Source organism: Pedobacter sp. UC225_65 (genome assembly GCF_042698365.1).
Taxonomy (GTDB): domain Bacteria; phylum Bacteroidota; class Bacteroidia; order Sphingobacteriales; family Sphingobacteriaceae; genus Pedobacter.
Genome location: NZ_CP170550.1, coordinates 1,556,919 through 1,572,470 on the forward strand (window position 1 = coordinate 1,556,919; position 15,552 = coordinate 1,572,470).

The following is a 15,552-nucleotide window of genomic DNA, read 5'->3' on the forward strand; positions in this document are numbered from 1 at the left end:
TTACAAAAACTCGATTAGAATAATCCCTTATCTGGTGTAATAAAATTTATCCGTGACAAATCGCTACCTAAATGTTTGTTGAATTCTTGGATGGTATAATCAGCGATCAATGGTGTATCCGCTTCATCATGTTGGTGCAAAAAGAAATATACTTGTTCTAGCCCCCTCTCTAACCATTCTTTGATTCCAACCACCCATTCGTCAACTCTAGCTTTATCAGAATCTAAATATTTACCGCCATTCCCTACAAACCTTACAAATGCTGCTGGTGTTGGCAATTCCATATGTACGCAATCCCTTCTACCGCTGGCATCAGTGATGGCAGCTCCTTTCCCAACTTCGCCAATAAGCTAAAAAGTTGTTTTTTGTTTTCGCCAATAAACCAATCCTTATGGCGTACCTCTACAAATACCTTTAAGTCTTTCGGCAGTTTTTCGAGGTAGTTTTCCAAAATGGCTATGTTATTTGGTCCAAAGTTATCACTCACTTGCAAAAAGCATGGGCCCAGATATTCACCAAAAGCAGAAATGGCCTTGATGTATTCGTCTGTCAAATAATCGGTGTCCTTTAACCGTTTGATATGGGTAATGGTCCTTGAAAATTTAGGACAGAAAATAAAATCAGCCTTGGTATTGGTTGCCACCATTTCTTTCCATTTTAAGATCTGCTCTTCCTTTGGTATACTGTAAAATACCGCATTCAACTCGATCGAATTAAAGTGCTTTACATATTCACCTAAAAAATCTGCTTCTTTGGTCTTCTTTGGATAAATCAGGTCTTTCCATTCCTTTCTGCCCCATTTGGCACAACCTACATAATATGCTGGTTGAGCTACAGGTTTGAGTCCTTTTAAAGTTAAGGTTGTTTGTTCGCCATCAGCAGGCAAGGTAAAATCAATATTTTTGATTTCTTCTTCGGCAACTCTACCAAATTCCATATTAAAGTATTTATAAATGAAAAACCCCAAAACTTAGTTAAAGTTTCAGGGCTTTCAAATTTATAATTATTTAGAGTTAATTATATACTTTAACCATAAAAACGTAATCCTGTATTTTCTCTACCTGTTTATTACGTTTTAAACCTTGTAAAGAGCTTCTTTTGCCATAGGCTACTCTTTTACTTAGCGAATCTTGAGGAATTGCATTTAAAGCCTCCATGATGTATCTTGATTTTACCGCAAAAGCAGCACCATCTGTTTTATTCTCTTTGCCGTTGATGACCCCTACAATGTTACCATTGTTATCTAACAATGGGCCACCACTGTTACCAGGGTTTACAGGAATAGCAACCTGATAAGCTAAAGTATCACCATTGATGCCTGTTTTAGAACTTACATAACCATCTCCTAAAACTACATCATCCTTTGGATAACCTAAGGTATATACAGCCTCGCCAATTCCAGCGCTTGTTCTTTTGATACCATAAGGCAGGGTACCTAGGTTACGGAAGCCAAGATCAACAACCTTTAAGATGGCAATATCGTTAACAGCATCTGAATAGATCATCCTAACCTTGAAAGAAAGACCTTTGCTATTTTGGATATATATAGAATCTGCACCTTTAATGACATGGAAATTGGTTAACACATAACCATTGCTTGAAATGGCAAAACCAGAACCCCCGTATTTTGCTGGGGTGATGTTTGTTTTCTGCGAATTGGCCTTAATATCTCTGATCAAACTACTTTGCGATTTTTTAATTCTGAGATACATCTCTATTTAAGGCTTCGAAACTACCTTCTTGTTTATTCTGGTTTAAAACCACTAAACTTACCAAGATCAAAAATGAAGCAGCCACAGCAATAGCCGATCGGCTGTTTTGCCAAAACCTAACAATTCTTGATGAATGTGGTTTAACCTGCGCGCTTAACGAGGCCACATCAATTCCATCATGTGCTGCATCCATTTGTTGTTTCAACACTAAAACATCGGCATATTGTTTCATCGATTCTAGAAACACCTTATGGGCAACTACTTTATGGTCAACAATTGGGTCATTATTTCTCAATTGCTCAAAAGCCGCTTGCTCAGCAGGATTAAGCTTACCATTTAAGTAATCTTCAATAATCGCTTCTAATTGTATCTCGTTCCTCATTTTATGATTGAAAAAATAACTTCTTTAATCTTTGTAAACATTTGTATTTCTGTGTTTTGGCATTATCTGTATTGGTATAGCCAAACTTTTCACAGATGTCCTGCATCGATAGGTTATGGATATAAAAATCCTGTATTATCGTTTTGCAAGGTTCGCCCAAACTTTCTAAGGCCACCTTCATCTTGTCAAACTGCATGTCTTTTTGTTCATGCTGCTCTACATCTTCATCAACGGCCAAAACATCTTCAAAATCGGCGATGTTATTAGTTTTTTTACTCTGCTGTGCTAATTTTTTTAACCAGATGCGTCGGCTTACCGAATACAAATAGGTTTTTAATTTACTGCTGAGCTCAAAATTGCCGCTTTTTATTTTGTTATATAATACAATGATGGCTTCTTGATACACATCTTTTGCATCGTCTTCATCACCGTTATTATTCAATATAAATTGTAAAACCATCGGAAAATACCCCGTATACAACTTATTTAGCGCTTCTTCTGAGTTGTTAAGTATACCTAATACTACTTCTCTATCTGTTGGAACTGAACTGCTTAACTTAATACTCACCAATTAATACATTTAAACGTGAATGGTAACCCAATGATAGGCAAAAAAAATATTTTTTGTTTTAAAATGACGTTTTCTATGATTGTTTCCTTTTGCGATACCACAAAAATAGTTCCGTTAATTCAATCCTCTTCCCTACAAAAATATCACCCGTTAATACCTCAAAACGGCAAATGGTAACCTCTAAAAATTAAATATATATTTCAGGTCACCTTTTTATTTTTTCTGCATTAAGTTAAAAACGACAATCATCAATTTAAAATCTTAAAACACAGAACTTATGAAAAACTTATTCAGGTTTAGCCTTTTGGCACTTACATTTATGCTAACTTTATCGTCATGTCAATTTTTTGGTGGAAGCCCCAAAGCAGTGGTAATAGATTCGAATAAAGTAGACTCTTTGACCTTAGATACCTTAAAAAGAGACACTTCGGCAATAAATAAAACCATTAAAAAGACCGATTCAGTACAGCAAAAGCACTAAACGAAAATTATTTTAACTTTTTTTCACATTTGCGGGTTACCTTTTTAACTTTGCAGTATTAACATGTAAAATTAATTAATTATTTAAACAGAAAATTAAAATGAAAAATTTCTTCAAATTAGGCTTTGTAGCTTTAGCATTATCTTTATCAGTTGTAGCTTGTAACTCTGAGAAAAAAGCAGACGCAGCAGATTCAGCAGCAATCGATTCAGCTAACATGGCAGTAGATTCAGCTAAAGCAGCAGTTGATACAGCTAAAGCAGCAGTAGATTCAGCTAAAACAGCAGCAGATTCAACTAAAGCAGCAGCAAAACACTAGTTAATAGTAAAACTTATAAAAAAGTCTCAGCAATTTGTTGGGACTTTTTTGTTTCCTACCCTTTTTATCAGGGTTTAACTACCATAAATGCCTGATAAATGTTAACTTTGCGGCTGTATCAATTTCAATCCAATGAACTTATCCCCGCTCCAAGCTATCTCTCCAGTAGATGGCCGTTATAGAAAGACAACTGCAAAACTTGCCGACTACTTTTCTGAATCTGCTTTGATCAAATATCGGGTTTTTGTAGAAATCGAATATTTCATCGCACTTTGTGAAGCACAAATTCCAGGATTGGAGTCTTTTGATAAAAACCTATACAGCCAGCTTAGGGCCATTCACCAAAATTTTAACGATACTGATGCACAACAGGTAAAAGACACCGAAAGCATTACCAATCATGATGTAAAAGCTGTAGAATATTTCATCAAGACAAAATTTGATGAACTGAACCTACAGCCTTATAAAGAGTTTATCCATTTTGGCTTAACTTCTCAAGATATCAACAACACAGCGATCCTTATACCTTTAAGCTTTCGCTCGAAGAATGTTATTATCCTGCCATTACAGAACTGATTGCAAAAATAACCGAACTAGCCAAAGAATGGGAAAATGTACCTTTATTGGCGCATACACATGGCCAACCGGCATCGCCAACCAAATTGGGTAAAGAATTTATGGTTTTTGCCGAACGTTTAAACGTCCAATTGCAAAACTTAAAAAACATTCCCAATAGTGCTAAATTTGGCGGGGCAACAGGAAACTTTAATGCACACCATATTGCCTATCCTCAAACCAATTGGGTAGATTTTTCGAACAACTTTGTAAATAACATTTTAGGTTTAAGTCGTGCGCAATACACTACCCAGATAGAACATTACGATCAGTTTGCGGCACAATGTGATGCCTTAAAACGGATCAATAACATCATTATCGATTTAGATAGGGACATTTGGGCCTATATTTCTAAAAACTATTTCAAACAAAAAATAAAAGAAGGTGAAGTTGGTTCTTCGGCCATGCCACATAAAGTAAACCCTATCGATTTTGAAAATGCGGAAGGAAATGCTGGAATTGCCAATGCCTTGTTTGAATTCTTCGCTGCCAAATTGCCAATTTCTCGTTTACAAAGAGACCTCACAGATTCGACTGTATTAAGAAATGTTGGCGTTCCAATGGCGCATACGGTTATTGCAATAAGCTCTACTTTAAAAGGTCTGAACAAGATCATCTTGAATAATGAAGCCATTGCAGCAGATCTTGAAAATAACTGGGCTGTGGTTGCTGAAGCCATCCAAACAGTATTGAGACGTGAAGCTTATCCAAATCCTTACGAGGCGTTAAAAGCATTGACACGTACCAATCAAAAAATTACGGCACAGACCATGGCTGTTTTTATTGATGAATTGGATGTGAACGAGCAAATTAAAGCAGAGTTGAAACTAATCACTCCATTTAATTATACGGGAATATTTTAAGTTGTAAGTAATAAGTTCTAAGTATCAAGTTTTAAGTTGTAAATGATGGGTTTGAAGGGCATCATTTTATAAATGACCTAAAACAGACAACCCTTAGCTACATTTGGCAATTGAATTAATTATTTTTGTAGCATAAAATTAGAGACATGACGATTAACGTATATACAGAACTAACCCCTAATCCTGCTACCATGAAGTTTATGGTCAATAAACTTTTGATCAATGGCAGTGAGGATTTTGCAACGAAAGAAAGTGCCGAGCACTCTCCTTTTGCTAAAGAACTGTTCAAATTCAACTTTGTAAATGGCGTTTTTTTTGCCAGTAACTTTGTTACGGTTACCAAAACTGAAGATGCAGAATGGGCTGATATCGAAGCCATCTTAAAGGAATTTGTAAAGGGTGCAGTCGAATCAGAGTTAAAGATAAAAGAAAATACAGCTGAGGAAGCTCCAAATTTTGAAGGTAGCGACCTAGAAATTAAAATACAGCAGATCCTACATGACTACGTGCGTCCAGCAGTAGAACAAGATGGTGGAGCAATCAGCTATAAATCATTTGATGAGGGTGTAGTAACGGTAGAATTGAGAGGTTCTTGCAGTGGTTGTCCTTCATCTACCATCACCTTAAAATCAGGCATCCAGAATTTATTACAAAGAATGGTACCAGAGGTGAAAGAAGTAGTTTCTGAAGCACTTTAGTTGAGTGGTTCAATTGTTCATTAGTTCATTAGTTCATTAGTTCATTAGTTCAATTGAAATAAAAAAAGTCATAACCGTTGGTTATGACTTTTTTTATTGATTTTGTCCTTGGTTCGTGTAAACACGAACCAAGGCAATTAAAAATATTTTTTGATTGTCGCTAAAATCTCGTCGGTAACCAAACTATTGGTCGCTAAAACCTCCCGAGTTTCTAAAAATTCTTCACCACCAGCAAAATTTAAAATGGTACCACCGGCCTGCTGTACCAGATAAGCCCCAGCAGCAACATCGTAAGCGTTTAAGTTGTATTCGAAGTAAGCATCGAAACGGCCACAGGCCACATAAGCCAAATCTACGGCCGCTGAGCCAATGCGCCTTAATCCATGACACTTCTGCATCATTTCTGTAAACAATTGAATGTACTGCGGTTGTTTATCGAATTGGTAGTAAGGAAATCCGGTAGCCAGCAAACATTGCGAAAGATCTGTTGCTTTTGAAACACGGATCTCTTTGTTATTCAAGTAGGCCGCTCCTCCCTTATAGGTAAAAAACATTTCGCCTCTGTTGATTTCGTACACTACACCAATCACAGGTTGCCCCTCTTCATATAATGCAATACTGATCGAATAGGTTGGAATACCATGGATAAAATTAGTAGTTCCATCCAAAGGGTCAATGATCCAGGTAAAAGTTTTGCCGATCACATTGGCCGTTTCTTCTTCGGTAATGAATCCAGCTTCTGGCAACAATTTGGTCAGGTTTCTTACCAATTGCTTTTCCGCATTTTTATCTACGTACGACACCAGGTCGTTTAAACCTTTATATTCTATCGATTTAGCCTCAAAAGACATCGATTCCTTGCGGATAAAATTACCCGTTAAGCGGGTAATCGCGATTACTTTTGAGCATAATAATTCGTAATTCATCGGCTAGTAGTTTGCATGCTTCTCTTTGTTCTTGATCGAAAATACAACAAGCAATAGTCCACAAATGAATAAGATGGTAGAAATCAGCTCTGCTTGTGTAAATGGGATGCCTGCTACTACATATTTTGAGTTTACACGTATCAATTCGATAAAGAAACGCTCCACACCATTCATCATCAGATAGATACCGAACATCATACCTGGCAAATTGATCTGACGACGGATCTTCCATAAAATCAGGAACAAGATAAAGGCAACGATGACTTCGTAAATTGGTGTTGGATATACCGGTTGTGGCAGTTCATTACAAAATTTACCTACACAATTGGCCATCCGAACACCTTCATTGGCCACGTTATTTGGATAGGTATAAGCCCATAACCAATCTGGCAACCAACTAAATGGTTTTGGATTAAGGTTTACGATACCCCAGTCTCCATCTCCAGACAAATGACAGCCGATACGGCCCACACTGTAAGCTAACATCATTCCCGGTCCGCCTACATCTAACATGTGTAATGGCTTTATTCCATTTTTCTTGGCGATATAAAGAACAGCAGCTCCACCACAGATCAAACCTCCATAAAAAGTCAGACCGCTAAATGAAAGTAGTCCTCCGATCGGGTCTTGGATAAAACTATCCCAATGTTCAAGATTGTCAAAAATTTTAGCCCCTAAAAAGCCCCAAACTGCTGCCCAAACAATCAAATTGCTCATCAATTCGTGTGGACGAATGGTAACTTCTACTGTTTTAGGTTTAGGAAGTTTAGCTTTTTCTTTTTCTCTGTATTCCCAATAGGCAAACAATGCAGCTAAGGCGATACCTCCTAATATATTTCCCTTTGTTGACAACAATACCGTTTGCGCATCATTTACAAACAGTTTATAGTTCAGCAAGGCATAAATCAATTTATAACCTACAATAAACCCAAAAAAAGCATTGGTCAACAAACTAACAATATGTGCTGGTTCGCCGATGGTTACTTTTCTTTTTGTAGGATGCAAGACTCCCAATGCTTCTTTTCTTTTTAGTTCTTCAGAGAAAGCCCAATAACCAGCCACAAAGGCCAAGGCAACAAAAACACCAAAGGTGTTAAATGGAAGTGGCACATCAATGCCGAAAAGATAGTTTAAGAAATGGGAAACGGTAGGAAACATAGTAAAAAGTTTAGGCGAAGATAGGAAAGAAAGCTGAAAGGAAAAAGTTGAGAGTCTTAAGTCAAAAGTTCAGAGTTTGGAGTTGATGGTAATGAATAATCAAGCCTAAAGATCAATGGCTATGTACCAAGGTCTCTAGTTCGGCCACTTCAACTTCTCCATCTGCCAAAAGCTCAACCAATTTCACCTCTTTAAGCTCATTGACCATGATTGGATCATATTTGGCCTTCACTTTCACATAGTTTTTGGTAAAACCATGCATAAATCCATTTTTCTGGTCGTCTTCAAACAGTACTTGTGCAGTAGTTCCAATCTGCGATTGATAAAAGGCTCTTCTCTTTTTATCGGAAAGGATATGCAACATTTTGTTTCGGTCAAACCGTGTACTTCCAGCAACTTTGCCTTTCATTTCTGCGGCTTCGGTCTGCTCACGTTCTGAATAGGTAAACACATGTAGATAAGAGATATCCAATTCGTTTAAGAATTGATAAGTATCCAAGAAGTCGTCGTGTGTTTCGCCTGGGAAACCAACAATTACATCTACGCCTATGCAGCAATTGGGCATTACAGCCTTGATCTTTGCCACACGTTCGGTATACAATTCGCGTTGGTAACGTCTTTTCATCAAGCCCAAAATCTTGTTAAGATCCAGACTGTAATGGGATATGAAAATGAGGTACGAATCTTTTAGAAGTAGCTACAAACTCGATAATCTCGTTGCTCAACAAGTTGGGTTCAATAGAAGAAATCCGGATCCCTTTCAATGCCTTCAACTTCATCCAATGCTTTAACCAAATCAAAAAACTTGTCTTGTCTTTTACCTTCACGGATACCGAAATCGCCAAGGTTTACGCCTGTAAGTACGATTTCCTTCACCCCACTTGCGGCAATCTGCGTAGCGCGATTGACCACATTTTCAATGGTATCGCTCCTACTTCCACCACGTGCCAAAGGAATGGTACAATAGGTACATGGGTAATCGCAACCATCCTGAACTTTCAAAAAAGTACGGGTCCTATCGCCAATAGAATAGGCCGCAATAAAATTATGGTTTACTTTTTCAATGTTTTGTTGGTGAACAACTGCCTTCGGATTTTTGGTCAGGTCTGAAATAAATTCGACAATCCTAAATTTTTCGGCAGCGCCTAAAACCATGTCAACACCTTCTATTTCGGCAATTTCTGTAGGTTTCAACTGTGCATAACAACCCACAATGGTAATGTAGGCATTAGGCGAATATTTCAGTGCTTCTTTTACTACTTTTCGACATTTTTTGTCGGCGTGGTCTGTTACAGAACAAGTATTGATCACATATACATCTGCAGCAGCTGTAAATTCAACCACAGCATAACCTGCATCGGTAAACAAACGACCAATGGTTGAGGTTTCTGAGAAGTTCAGCTTACAGCCAAGTGTATAAAATGCAACTTTTTTCATTGAGGATGCAAAGATAAGAATTTGCTACGAGTATTAAGACAGTAGATTTGAGCGGAACTGGAAACCTTACAAGAATATTAGAATTGGTTGTTAGTTGCTAGTTTTTCGTTATTAGCGAATAGACACCGTAAAATCGATAGTTTGATAGCCCAATAAACTATTAAACTAACATCTTGTCAGTTTGAGCCTGTCGAAGACACTTTCTAAAAACATCATTTCTAAAACTTCTCAAAACTACCCTTCGACAAGCTCAGGGTGACATACCTAGGAACATTGGAAAATGAATTAGCAGTCTGAACTTATCCAGTCTAATGAACAAATGACTAATGAACCAATGACGAATAAACTCACATCTTGTCAGTCTGAGCCTGTCGAAGACATTTTCTAAAAACATCATTTCTAAAACTTCTCAAAACTACCCTTCGCTCAGGGTGACATACCTAGGAACATTGAAAAATGAATTAGCAGTCTGAACTTATCCAGTCTAATGAACAAATGACTAATGAACCAATGACGAATAAACTCACATCTTGTCAGTCTGAGCCTGTCGAAGACATTTTCTAAAAACATCATTTCTAAAACTTCTCAAAACTACCCTTCGCTCAGGGTGACATACCTAGGAACATTGGAAAATGAATTAGCAGTCTGAACTTATCCAAGACAATGAACAAATGACTAATGAACCAATGAACTATTCTTCATTCCAACGATAGCTGTCTTGCTCTAATCCTGCTAGGTCAATTGCTCTGTTCACTACCGTTTGGGCTACTTCTTCAATTGTTTTGGGCAAACTATAAAAAGATGGACTTGCTGGGCAGATGACCCCACCAGCTTCGGCAACTGTTTTAAGGTTATTGATGTGGATCAAGTTAAATGGTGTATCTCTTACTACGGCAATCAGTTTTCTACGTTCTTTTAAAATAACATCTGCTGCACGCGAAATCAAGTCGTTGGATATGCCGTGGGCAATGCGTCCCAAAGTTCCCATTGAGCAAGGGATGATGATCATGGTATCAAACTTGGCCGAACCCGAGGCAAAGGGTGCATTGAAATCCATTTTATGATAAAAAGTAAATGGATAGTTGTCATATTCTTCGTTACCAAGTTCATATCTCCATACTTCTTTGGCATTATCAGACATCACTACCCCAACTTTTTCAATCTGGTCGGTGAGTTTCAACAAATTATCCAATAAGAGTTTGGCATAGATTGCGCCACTGGCGCCCGTGATTGCAACGATGATTTTTTTCTTGTTTCCCATGATATGTTACAAAGATACGAAGCTTAAAACAAAAAAGGGCCAGAAACAAGTTTCTGACCCTACATCTACCTATGAAAAACATACCCCCGAAAGGGTAAGCTCAAATGTAACTAAAATTGTAAAAAAAAGAAAGTTTAAACACTCTTTTTTTTTATATAGTGTAAATGTGACACAACAAAATTCAAAATGTGGCTTAAAACGCACTTCTGAGGGTTTAAAATAAATATTTGGTACTTAAAAAATTTGAACTATTGCTATCGATCATCTCATTTAGCAAATGTTTATTGTTCTCATTTAGTTTTGTGGCCACCAAAGATCGGATAGAAAATGAGCGCAAAGCATCAACTACAGATAAAGTTCCTTCGGCACTGTCTTTTCTTCCGGTAAATGGAAACACATCTGGTCCTCTTTGACACTGACAATTGATGTTTACACGACTTACCTGATTGACCAAAGGATCGATCAGGGCAGCTACCTCCTGATCATCATTACTAAAGATACTTACTTGTTGGCCATGTGTCGATTCGATCAAATATTCAATCGTTTCTTCCAAGTTATCAAAAGGCACCACAGGCACTACAGGGCCAAATTGTTCTTCCGTATATAATTTCATTGCTGAGTTTACCGGATAGACAATTGCAGGAAATACAAATGATTCGTTGGTGGCACCACCATTTTCGTTGATGATCCTGGCACCTTTTGCCACAGCGTCATCTAAACACTCCTTTAAATAAGCAGGTTTATGTGGTTCTGGCAGTGGGGTTAAAGAAACTCCATCAACCCAAGGCATTCCAAATTTCAGTTTTGAAACCGCCTCATCCAGTTGTTTCAAAAATTCATCGGCCAAACTACGGTGTACAAAAATGATCTTTAAGGCCGTGCATCTTTGTCCGTTAAAAGAAAGCGAACCCAAAACAGTTTCCTGTACGGCCAGTTTCAGATCGGCATGCGCAGTAATGATGGCCGCATTTTTAGCATCCAAACCTAAAATAGCACGTAAACGGTTTACTTTAGGGTGCATCTTTTTTAGTTCGTTAGCTACCTTGCTCGAACCGATCAAAGTCAATACATTGATCTTTCCCGATTCCATTAAACCTGGAATGATCTTATTGCCACGACCATAAATGGTATTGACCACACCTTTTGGGAAACAGTTTTTAAAGGCCTGCAACAAAGGGTAGAACAATAAAGTACCATGTTTAGGTGGTTTAAACAAAATGGTGTTGCCCATGATCAGGGCGGGAATCAATGTGGTAAAAGTTTCATTCAACGGATAATTGAATGGCCCCATGCACAAAACCACACCCAAAGGCGAGCGACGAGTACTGCGCCACAATGCCCTGTTCAATGGTAAAACCAGAAGATTGTCTGTCCAGGTCTTTCAATGCATCGATAGTAGCTTGGATGTACTCTATCGTACGGTCGAACTCTTTGGTCGAATCGGCAAATGTTTTACCGATTTCCCACATGATGAGTTTCACTACTTCCTGCTTCTTCTCTATGATCTCTCGCGTAAACTTCTCTACACTTTCAATCCTTTGGGCCACGCTCATGGTAGGCCACTCGCCTCTTCCATTATCGTAAGCTTTAACCGCCGCATCTAAAGCAGCATTGGCTTCTTCTTTGTCACATAGCGGATAAGTACCAATTACCTTACGTTTTAGTCCATCGGCAGTTTGGATACAGATTGGCGACAAGACCGTATGTACTTCTCCATGCCATGGCAACATTTCGCCGTTGGATAAATATGTTCTTTGATTAACCTCTTCTGTCAATCTGAAAGTCGCAGGTATCTGCTCCTCCCTTGGGAAAAGCGTATCTAACTGTTCTTGAAAGCTCATTATAGGTCTGTAATCTTTTTATATTTAGGAACCAATAATTTCATAACAGACCACGCTATTAAATAAGCAACAGCACAAAATGCGAACATAATGGTGTAGGCAATGGTCATATTCGATTGTACCAATGGTTTTTGGATTTCTAACAACTGGGTAAACAGGTTGGCATCTATGGCTTTCAATTTGTCTGCCACTTCTACAGGTAATTTACTCAATGCCATTACGTTCAGGTTTACCTTATCGCCGTATTTACTGGCCAAGTCCATTGAGTTGATCTGATTGATAAAACTACTGTTACCCAATTCGTTAAACTTGGCAAACGATTCTGCAATTCCTTGGTGTGCATAGCTATCGAAGATCCAGCCTCCAACTTTTGTAACCAAAACTCCACCCATACCGCCAGCCATACCACCAATACCTACCACCGAACCGATAGCCCTTTTAGGAAACATATCTGAAACCGTAGTAAAGATATTTGCAGACCAAGCCTGGTGGGCAGAAGCGCCAACACCAATCAAGATTACTGGAATCCAGAAAGAATAATGACCTAAAGGCTGCGCCAGTAAAACAATCAATGGGAAAAGTGCAATTAAAAACATCGCTTTCATTCTGCCATCGTAAACTGCATAACCTTTATCTGCAAAATATTTAGGTAACCAACCACCACCAATGCTACCAATCATCGTCATGCTATACAACACAGATAAGGGAAGCATGATATCTGAACCTGTCATAGCGTATTGGTCTTTCAAATAACCTGGTAACCAGAACAAGAAAAACCACCAAACGCCATCGGTCATAAATTTACCAAATGTAAAAGCCCACGTTTGTCTGTAGCCCAACAGCTTAAACCATGATACTTTGTCTACATTGGCTTTATCTGCAATTTCATCTTCATCACTGTTGATGTAAGCCAATTCACCTGCAGATAGTCTCTTTTGTTTTTCTGGGGGATTCATAAAATACCAACCAAAAGAACAACCATAAAAAGCCAATTGCACCAACCAATTCAAATGCTTTTTCCCATCCCCAGTGGGTAGCAATCCAAGGCACAGTAATTGGTGCCAAAATAGCCCCAACATTGGCTCCAGAATTAAAGATTCCTGTAGCAAACGAGCGTTCTTTTTTAGGATGATATTCTGCGGTAGCTTTAATTGCTGCCGGAAAATTCCCTGATTCGCCAATGGCTAAAACCGCTCTCGAAAACATAAAGCCCAATATTGAAACCGGAATAGCTGCAATGCCAAAAGTAGTTAAGATAGAAGCAATACCGGTACCGATCGTAATGGAATAAGCATGGATGATTGCACCAATAGACCAGATGATGATCGCAAGGCCATAACCCCATTTCGTACCTAACTTGTCGACAAAACGACCTGCAAACAACATGGCAATGGCATAAGTAAATTGAAATACAGCGGCAATATCCGCATAATCACTATTTGACCAACCAAACTGCTCTTCTAGTGTGGGTTTCAGTAAGCTCAACACCTGTCTGTCGAGGTAGTTTACAGTAGTTGCAAAAAACAGAAGTGCACAAATTGTCCATCTGTAATTGCCGATTTTGGCTTGGTTCATCATTTTAAGTTTATATTTTGGTTGGTTTGTATATTGGTTATGGTTTTACTTTGTTGATAATTTCAAATGTTTTCGTGGTCAGTGAAAACAAGGTATCGTAATCTTTATGGTCTAAAATCTGTTTACTGATCAATTTACTGCCCATGCCAACAGCACAAACTCCTGCTTTGAACCAAGTATCGATATTGGTTTCGTCAATCTCTACCCCACCAGTTGGCACAAACAGCTGACCTTGGAAAAGTTCTTTGATCGAGGATAAGTAACTTGGTCCAAGGATATTTGCCGGAAACAACTTGATGATTCCTGCTTGGTTTTGATGGGCCAGGTTGATTTCTGTTGGCGTCATACAGCCAGGAATCCATAATAAACCGGCATCGTGCGTTAGCTTTCCCACTTCAAGGTCTACTACCGGACAAACGATGAAATCGGCACCCGCAGCTAAAAAAGCTTTTGCTTCTGTTGTATTTTTGATGGTACCGATTCCTAAAAACAGGTCTTGCATCTCGGTTTTTTGTGCAGCCTTGATCAACTTAAAGTTATCCAATGCTGCTTTGCCCCTATTGGTATATTCGAAAACACGAACACCAGCACGGTACAGTGTACGTATCACATCCAAGCTTACTTGTGCATCATCGGTATAAAAAAGAGGCAAAAAACCTTGCGTTTTGATGGCCTCGATGGCGGTTTCTTTATTTTTAATCATTTTCTGCTAAGGTTTGTTTTACTGCTGCAACTGTTGCCGTCGTACAATCGCTGGGTATAAATAATTTGTTAAATGCAGCTGCCGTGGCAAAATTCAAAGTGTCTAAAGGTTGATTTTTTTGATATAAACCATAGATCAACCCTGCCATAAAACAATCACCACTGCCTACTTTATCCAATATTTTTTCTGCGTTAAATTCTTTTGACATCAATAATTCCTGATCGGTATAAAGTGTCGTATAGTATTTGATGCCTTGTTGTTGGTCAAAACGAAATGTATTTGCAACCCATTTGCATTTAGGATATTGTTCGACAATTGCTTGCGAAGTTTTTTTGGCCTGTTCAAGATAGGTAGCTTGGTCATCAACTGTTGTGATGTTTTCTGCTACAGCAATACCCAACATTTTTTCGGCGGCCCAGATATTTCCCATCACTAAATCTGCGTACTGCACCAATTGTGGGATGATCGCTATGGGCTGTTTACCATATTGCCACAACTTTGCCCTATAGTTTAAATCGATAGAAATGGTAATGCCCTTTGCACTTGCCGCTTTAACCGCTTCTAAACAAACATCTGCCACAGCTTGGTTCAATGCCGGACAAATGGCACTGAAATGAAACCAAGTAATTCCATCCAATACTTTATCCCAATCAATACTTCCAGTTTGCAGACTGGCAAAAGCCGAATTTGCACGATCGTAGATCACGCCTGCGTTTTTTAAGTCCTTTCCTTTTGGCAGGTAATATAAGCCGATACGATCGCCACCATGATGGATCCTAGAAGTATCAATCTTACAACCCTTTAAGTAACCAACCAGCTGCTCGGCCATGAAATTCTCTGGCAAAGCAGTAAAATAGGCCGAAGGAATATCCCATAATGCCAATGCAGTTGCCACATTTAATTCAGCACCACCTACATAAAATGGCAATTTATTTTCCTTTAGCCATACTCCATCGCCATCTGGACAAATCCGCAATAAAAGCTCACCAAAATTTAAGACTTTGCCCATG

Annotated in this window: 16 protein-coding genes and 3 pseudogenes; 4 read left to right on the plus strand and 15 right to left on the minus strand. The window is 38.5% G+C overall.

Features of this window, described 5'->3' with window-relative positions; translation table 11 throughout:
* Positions 1-14: 14 nt before the first annotated feature.
* From ACFJIZ_RS08245 to ACFJIZ_RS08265, 5 genes are all read right to left on the minus strand, one after another.
* Entirely contained in the window at positions 15-284 is a 270-nt protein-coding gene (locus ACFJIZ_RS08245) for a hypothetical protein (protein ID WP_379092142.1), read from the minus strand.
* Positions 254-937, minus strand: a complete 684-nt coding sequence (locus tag ACFJIZ_RS08250) for a DUF72 domain-containing protein (RefSeq protein ID WP_379092145.1) — start codon at positions 935-937, stop codon at positions 254-256. Before ACFJIZ_RS08250 ends, ACFJIZ_RS08245 begins: the two co-directional genes overlap by 31 nt.
* Before the next feature lie 76 nt (positions 938-1,013).
* The gene (locus ACFJIZ_RS08255; protein WP_379092148.1) at positions 1,014-1,712 is read right to left on the minus strand and encodes a S1C family serine protease; all 699 of its coding nucleotides are present in this window, start codon (positions 1,710-1,712) and stop codon (positions 1,014-1,016) included.
* Positions 1,696-2,094, minus strand: coding sequence for a hypothetical protein (locus tag ACFJIZ_RS08260; RefSeq protein WP_379092151.1), 399 nt, complete (start codon positions 2,092-2,094; stop codon positions 1,696-1,698). The genes ACFJIZ_RS08255 and ACFJIZ_RS08260 overlap by 17 nt, the downstream gene beginning before the upstream one ends.
* A gap of 1 nt (position 2,095) precedes the next feature.
* The gene (locus ACFJIZ_RS08265; protein WP_379092154.1) at positions 2,096-2,662 is read right to left on the minus strand and encodes an RNA polymerase sigma factor; all 567 of its coding nucleotides are present in this window, start codon (positions 2,660-2,662) and stop codon (positions 2,096-2,098) included.
* Positions 2,663-2,942: 280 nt separating this feature from the next.
* On the opposite strand from ACFJIZ_RS08265, the gene ACFJIZ_RS08270 reads away from it, so the two are divergent.
* The 4 genes and pseudogenes from ACFJIZ_RS08270 to ACFJIZ_RS08285 all read left to right on the plus strand — a co-directional run bounded on the left by ACFJIZ_RS08270 (position 2,943) and on the right by ACFJIZ_RS08285 (position 5,641).
* The gene (locus ACFJIZ_RS08270; protein WP_379092158.1) at positions 2,943-3,146 is read left to right on the plus strand and encodes a hypothetical protein; all 204 of its coding nucleotides are present in this window, start codon (positions 2,943-2,945) and stop codon (positions 3,144-3,146) included.
* A gap of 100 nt (positions 3,147-3,246) precedes the next feature.
* Entirely contained in the window at positions 3,247-3,465 is a 219-nt protein-coding gene (locus tag ACFJIZ_RS08275; protein ID WP_379092161.1) for a hypothetical protein, read from the plus strand.
* A 132-nt stretch (positions 3,466-3,597) separates the two neighbouring features.
* Positions 3,598-4,943, plus strand: a pseudogene (gene purB, locus ACFJIZ_RS08280) (adenylosuccinate lyase).
* 146 nt (positions 4,944-5,089) lie between these two features.
* On the plus strand, positions 5,090-5,641 hold the full coding sequence (locus tag ACFJIZ_RS08285) for a NifU family protein (RefSeq protein WP_379092164.1): 552 nt from the start codon (positions 5,090-5,092) through the stop codon (positions 5,639-5,641).
* Between the two features lie 137 nt (positions 5,642-5,778).
* Here the strand turns inward: ACFJIZ_RS08285 and ACFJIZ_RS08290 are convergent, their stop codons facing one another.
* The 10 genes and pseudogenes from ACFJIZ_RS08290 to ACFJIZ_RS08335 all read right to left on the minus strand — a co-directional run bounded on the left by ACFJIZ_RS08290 (position 5,779) and on the right by ACFJIZ_RS08335 (position 15,551).
* Complete coding sequence (locus ACFJIZ_RS08290) at positions 5,779-6,567, minus strand: inositol monophosphatase family protein (protein ID WP_379092167.1); 789 nt, start codon at positions 6,565-6,567, stop codon at positions 5,779-5,781.
* Between the two features lie 3 nt (positions 6,568-6,570).
* Positions 6,571-7,725, minus strand: coding sequence for a prolipoprotein diacylglyceryl transferase (locus ACFJIZ_RS08295; RefSeq protein WP_379092169.1), 1,155 nt, complete (start codon positions 7,723-7,725; stop codon positions 6,571-6,573).
* Between the two features lie 112 nt (positions 7,726-7,837).
* Positions 7,838-9,162 (minus strand): annotated as a pseudogene (mtaB, locus tag ACFJIZ_RS08300) (tRNA (N(6)-L-threonylcarbamoyladenosine(37)-C(2))-methylthiotransferase MtaB).
* 691 nt (positions 9,163-9,853) lie between these two features.
* A complete protein-coding gene (locus ACFJIZ_RS08305; protein WP_379092172.1) occupies positions 9,854-10,423 on the minus strand; it encodes a UbiX family flavin prenyltransferase in 570 nt (189 codons plus the stop codon).
* Between the two features lie 214 nt (positions 10,424-10,637).
* Complete coding sequence (locus tag ACFJIZ_RS08310; protein WP_379092175.1) at positions 10,638-11,771, minus strand: aldehyde dehydrogenase family protein; 1,134 nt, start codon at positions 11,769-11,771, stop codon at positions 10,638-10,640.
* Positions 11,686-12,264, minus strand: a complete 579-nt coding sequence (locus tag ACFJIZ_RS08315; protein ID WP_379092178.1) for an aldehyde dehydrogenase family protein — start codon at positions 12,262-12,264, stop codon at positions 11,686-11,688. Before ACFJIZ_RS08315 ends, ACFJIZ_RS08310 begins: the two co-directional genes overlap by 86 nt.
* Before the next feature lie 434 nt (positions 12,265-12,698).
* Positions 12,699-13,220, minus strand: a pseudogene (locus ACFJIZ_RS08320) (MFS transporter); the annotation flags it as partial.
* Positions 13,180-13,839: an MFS transporter gene (locus ACFJIZ_RS08325; RefSeq protein ID WP_379092181.1), complete on the minus strand. Its 660-nt coding sequence runs from the start codon at positions 13,837-13,839 to the stop codon at positions 13,180-13,182. The gene ACFJIZ_RS08325 and the pseudogene ACFJIZ_RS08320, both read right to left, overlap by 41 nt.
* Positions 13,840-13,876: 37 nt before the next feature.
* Positions 13,877-14,542 carry a bifunctional 4-hydroxy-2-oxoglutarate aldolase/2-dehydro-3-deoxy-phosphogluconate aldolase gene (locus ACFJIZ_RS08330; protein ID WP_379092183.1) on the minus strand — a complete coding sequence of 222 codons (666 nt, stop codon included), beginning with the start codon at positions 14,540-14,542 and terminating at the stop codon, positions 13,877-13,879.
* Positions 14,535-15,551, minus strand: a complete 1,017-nt coding sequence (locus ACFJIZ_RS08335; RefSeq protein WP_379092186.1) for a PfkB family carbohydrate kinase — start codon at positions 15,549-15,551, stop codon at positions 14,535-14,537. Before ACFJIZ_RS08335 ends, ACFJIZ_RS08330 begins: the two co-directional genes overlap by 8 nt.
* Position 15,552: the final 1 nt, after the last annotated feature.

What these genes read in the sequence shown, in the direction of transcription:
- ACFJIZ_RS08245 (WP_379092142.1), bottom strand. Translation starts at nt 284, where the DNA reads ATGGAATTGCCAACACCAGCAGCATTTGTAAGGTTTGTAGGGAATGGC.
- ACFJIZ_RS08325 (WP_379092181.1), bottom strand. Translation starts at nt 13,839, where the DNA reads ATGAACCAAGCCAAAATCGGCAATTACAGATGGACAATTTGTGCACTT.
- ACFJIZ_RS08330 (WP_379092183.1), bottom strand. Translation starts at nt 14,542, where the DNA reads ATGATTAAAAATAAAGAAACCGCCATCGAGGCCATCAAAACGCAAGGT.
- ACFJIZ_RS08275 (WP_379092161.1), top strand. Translation starts at nt 3,247, where the DNA reads ATGAAAAATTTCTTCAAATTAGGCTTTGTAGCTTTAGCATTATCTTTA.
- ACFJIZ_RS08290 (WP_379092167.1), bottom strand. Translation starts at nt 6,567, where the DNA reads ATGAATTACGAATTATTATGCTCAAAAGTAATCGCGATTACCCGCTTA.
- ACFJIZ_RS08315 (WP_379092178.1), bottom strand. Translation starts at nt 12,264, where the DNA reads ATGAGCTTTCAAGAACAGTTAGATACGCTTTTCCCAAGGGAGGAGCAG.
- ACFJIZ_RS08285 (WP_379092164.1), top strand. Translation starts at nt 5,090, where the DNA reads ATGACGATTAACGTATATACAGAACTAACCCCTAATCCTGCTACCATG.
- ACFJIZ_RS08270 (WP_379092158.1), top strand. Translation starts at nt 2,943, where the DNA reads ATGAAAAACTTATTCAGGTTTAGCCTTTTGGCACTTACATTTATGCTA.
- ACFJIZ_RS08255 (WP_379092148.1), bottom strand. Translation starts at nt 1,712, where the DNA reads ATGTATCTCAGAATTAAAAAATCGCAAAGTAGTTTGATCAGAGATATT.
- ACFJIZ_RS08250 (WP_379092145.1), bottom strand. Translation starts at nt 937, where the DNA reads ATGGAATTTGGTAGAGTTGCCGAAGAAGAAATCAAAAATATTGATTTT.
- ACFJIZ_RS08260 (WP_379092151.1), bottom strand. Translation starts at nt 2,094, where the DNA reads ATGAGGAACGAGATACAATTAGAAGCGATTATTGAAGATTACTTAAAT.
- ACFJIZ_RS08335 (WP_379092186.1), bottom strand. Translation starts at nt 15,551, where the DNA reads ATGGGCAAAGTCTTAAATTTTGGTGAGCTTTTATTGCGGATTTGTCCA.
- ACFJIZ_RS08305 (WP_379092172.1), bottom strand. Translation starts at nt 10,423, where the DNA reads ATGGGAAACAAGAAAAAAATCATCGTTGCAATCACGGGCGCCAGTGGC.
- ACFJIZ_RS08295 (WP_379092169.1), bottom strand. Translation starts at nt 7,725, where the DNA reads ATGTTTCCTACCGTTTCCCATTTCTTAAACTATCTTTTCGGCATTGAT.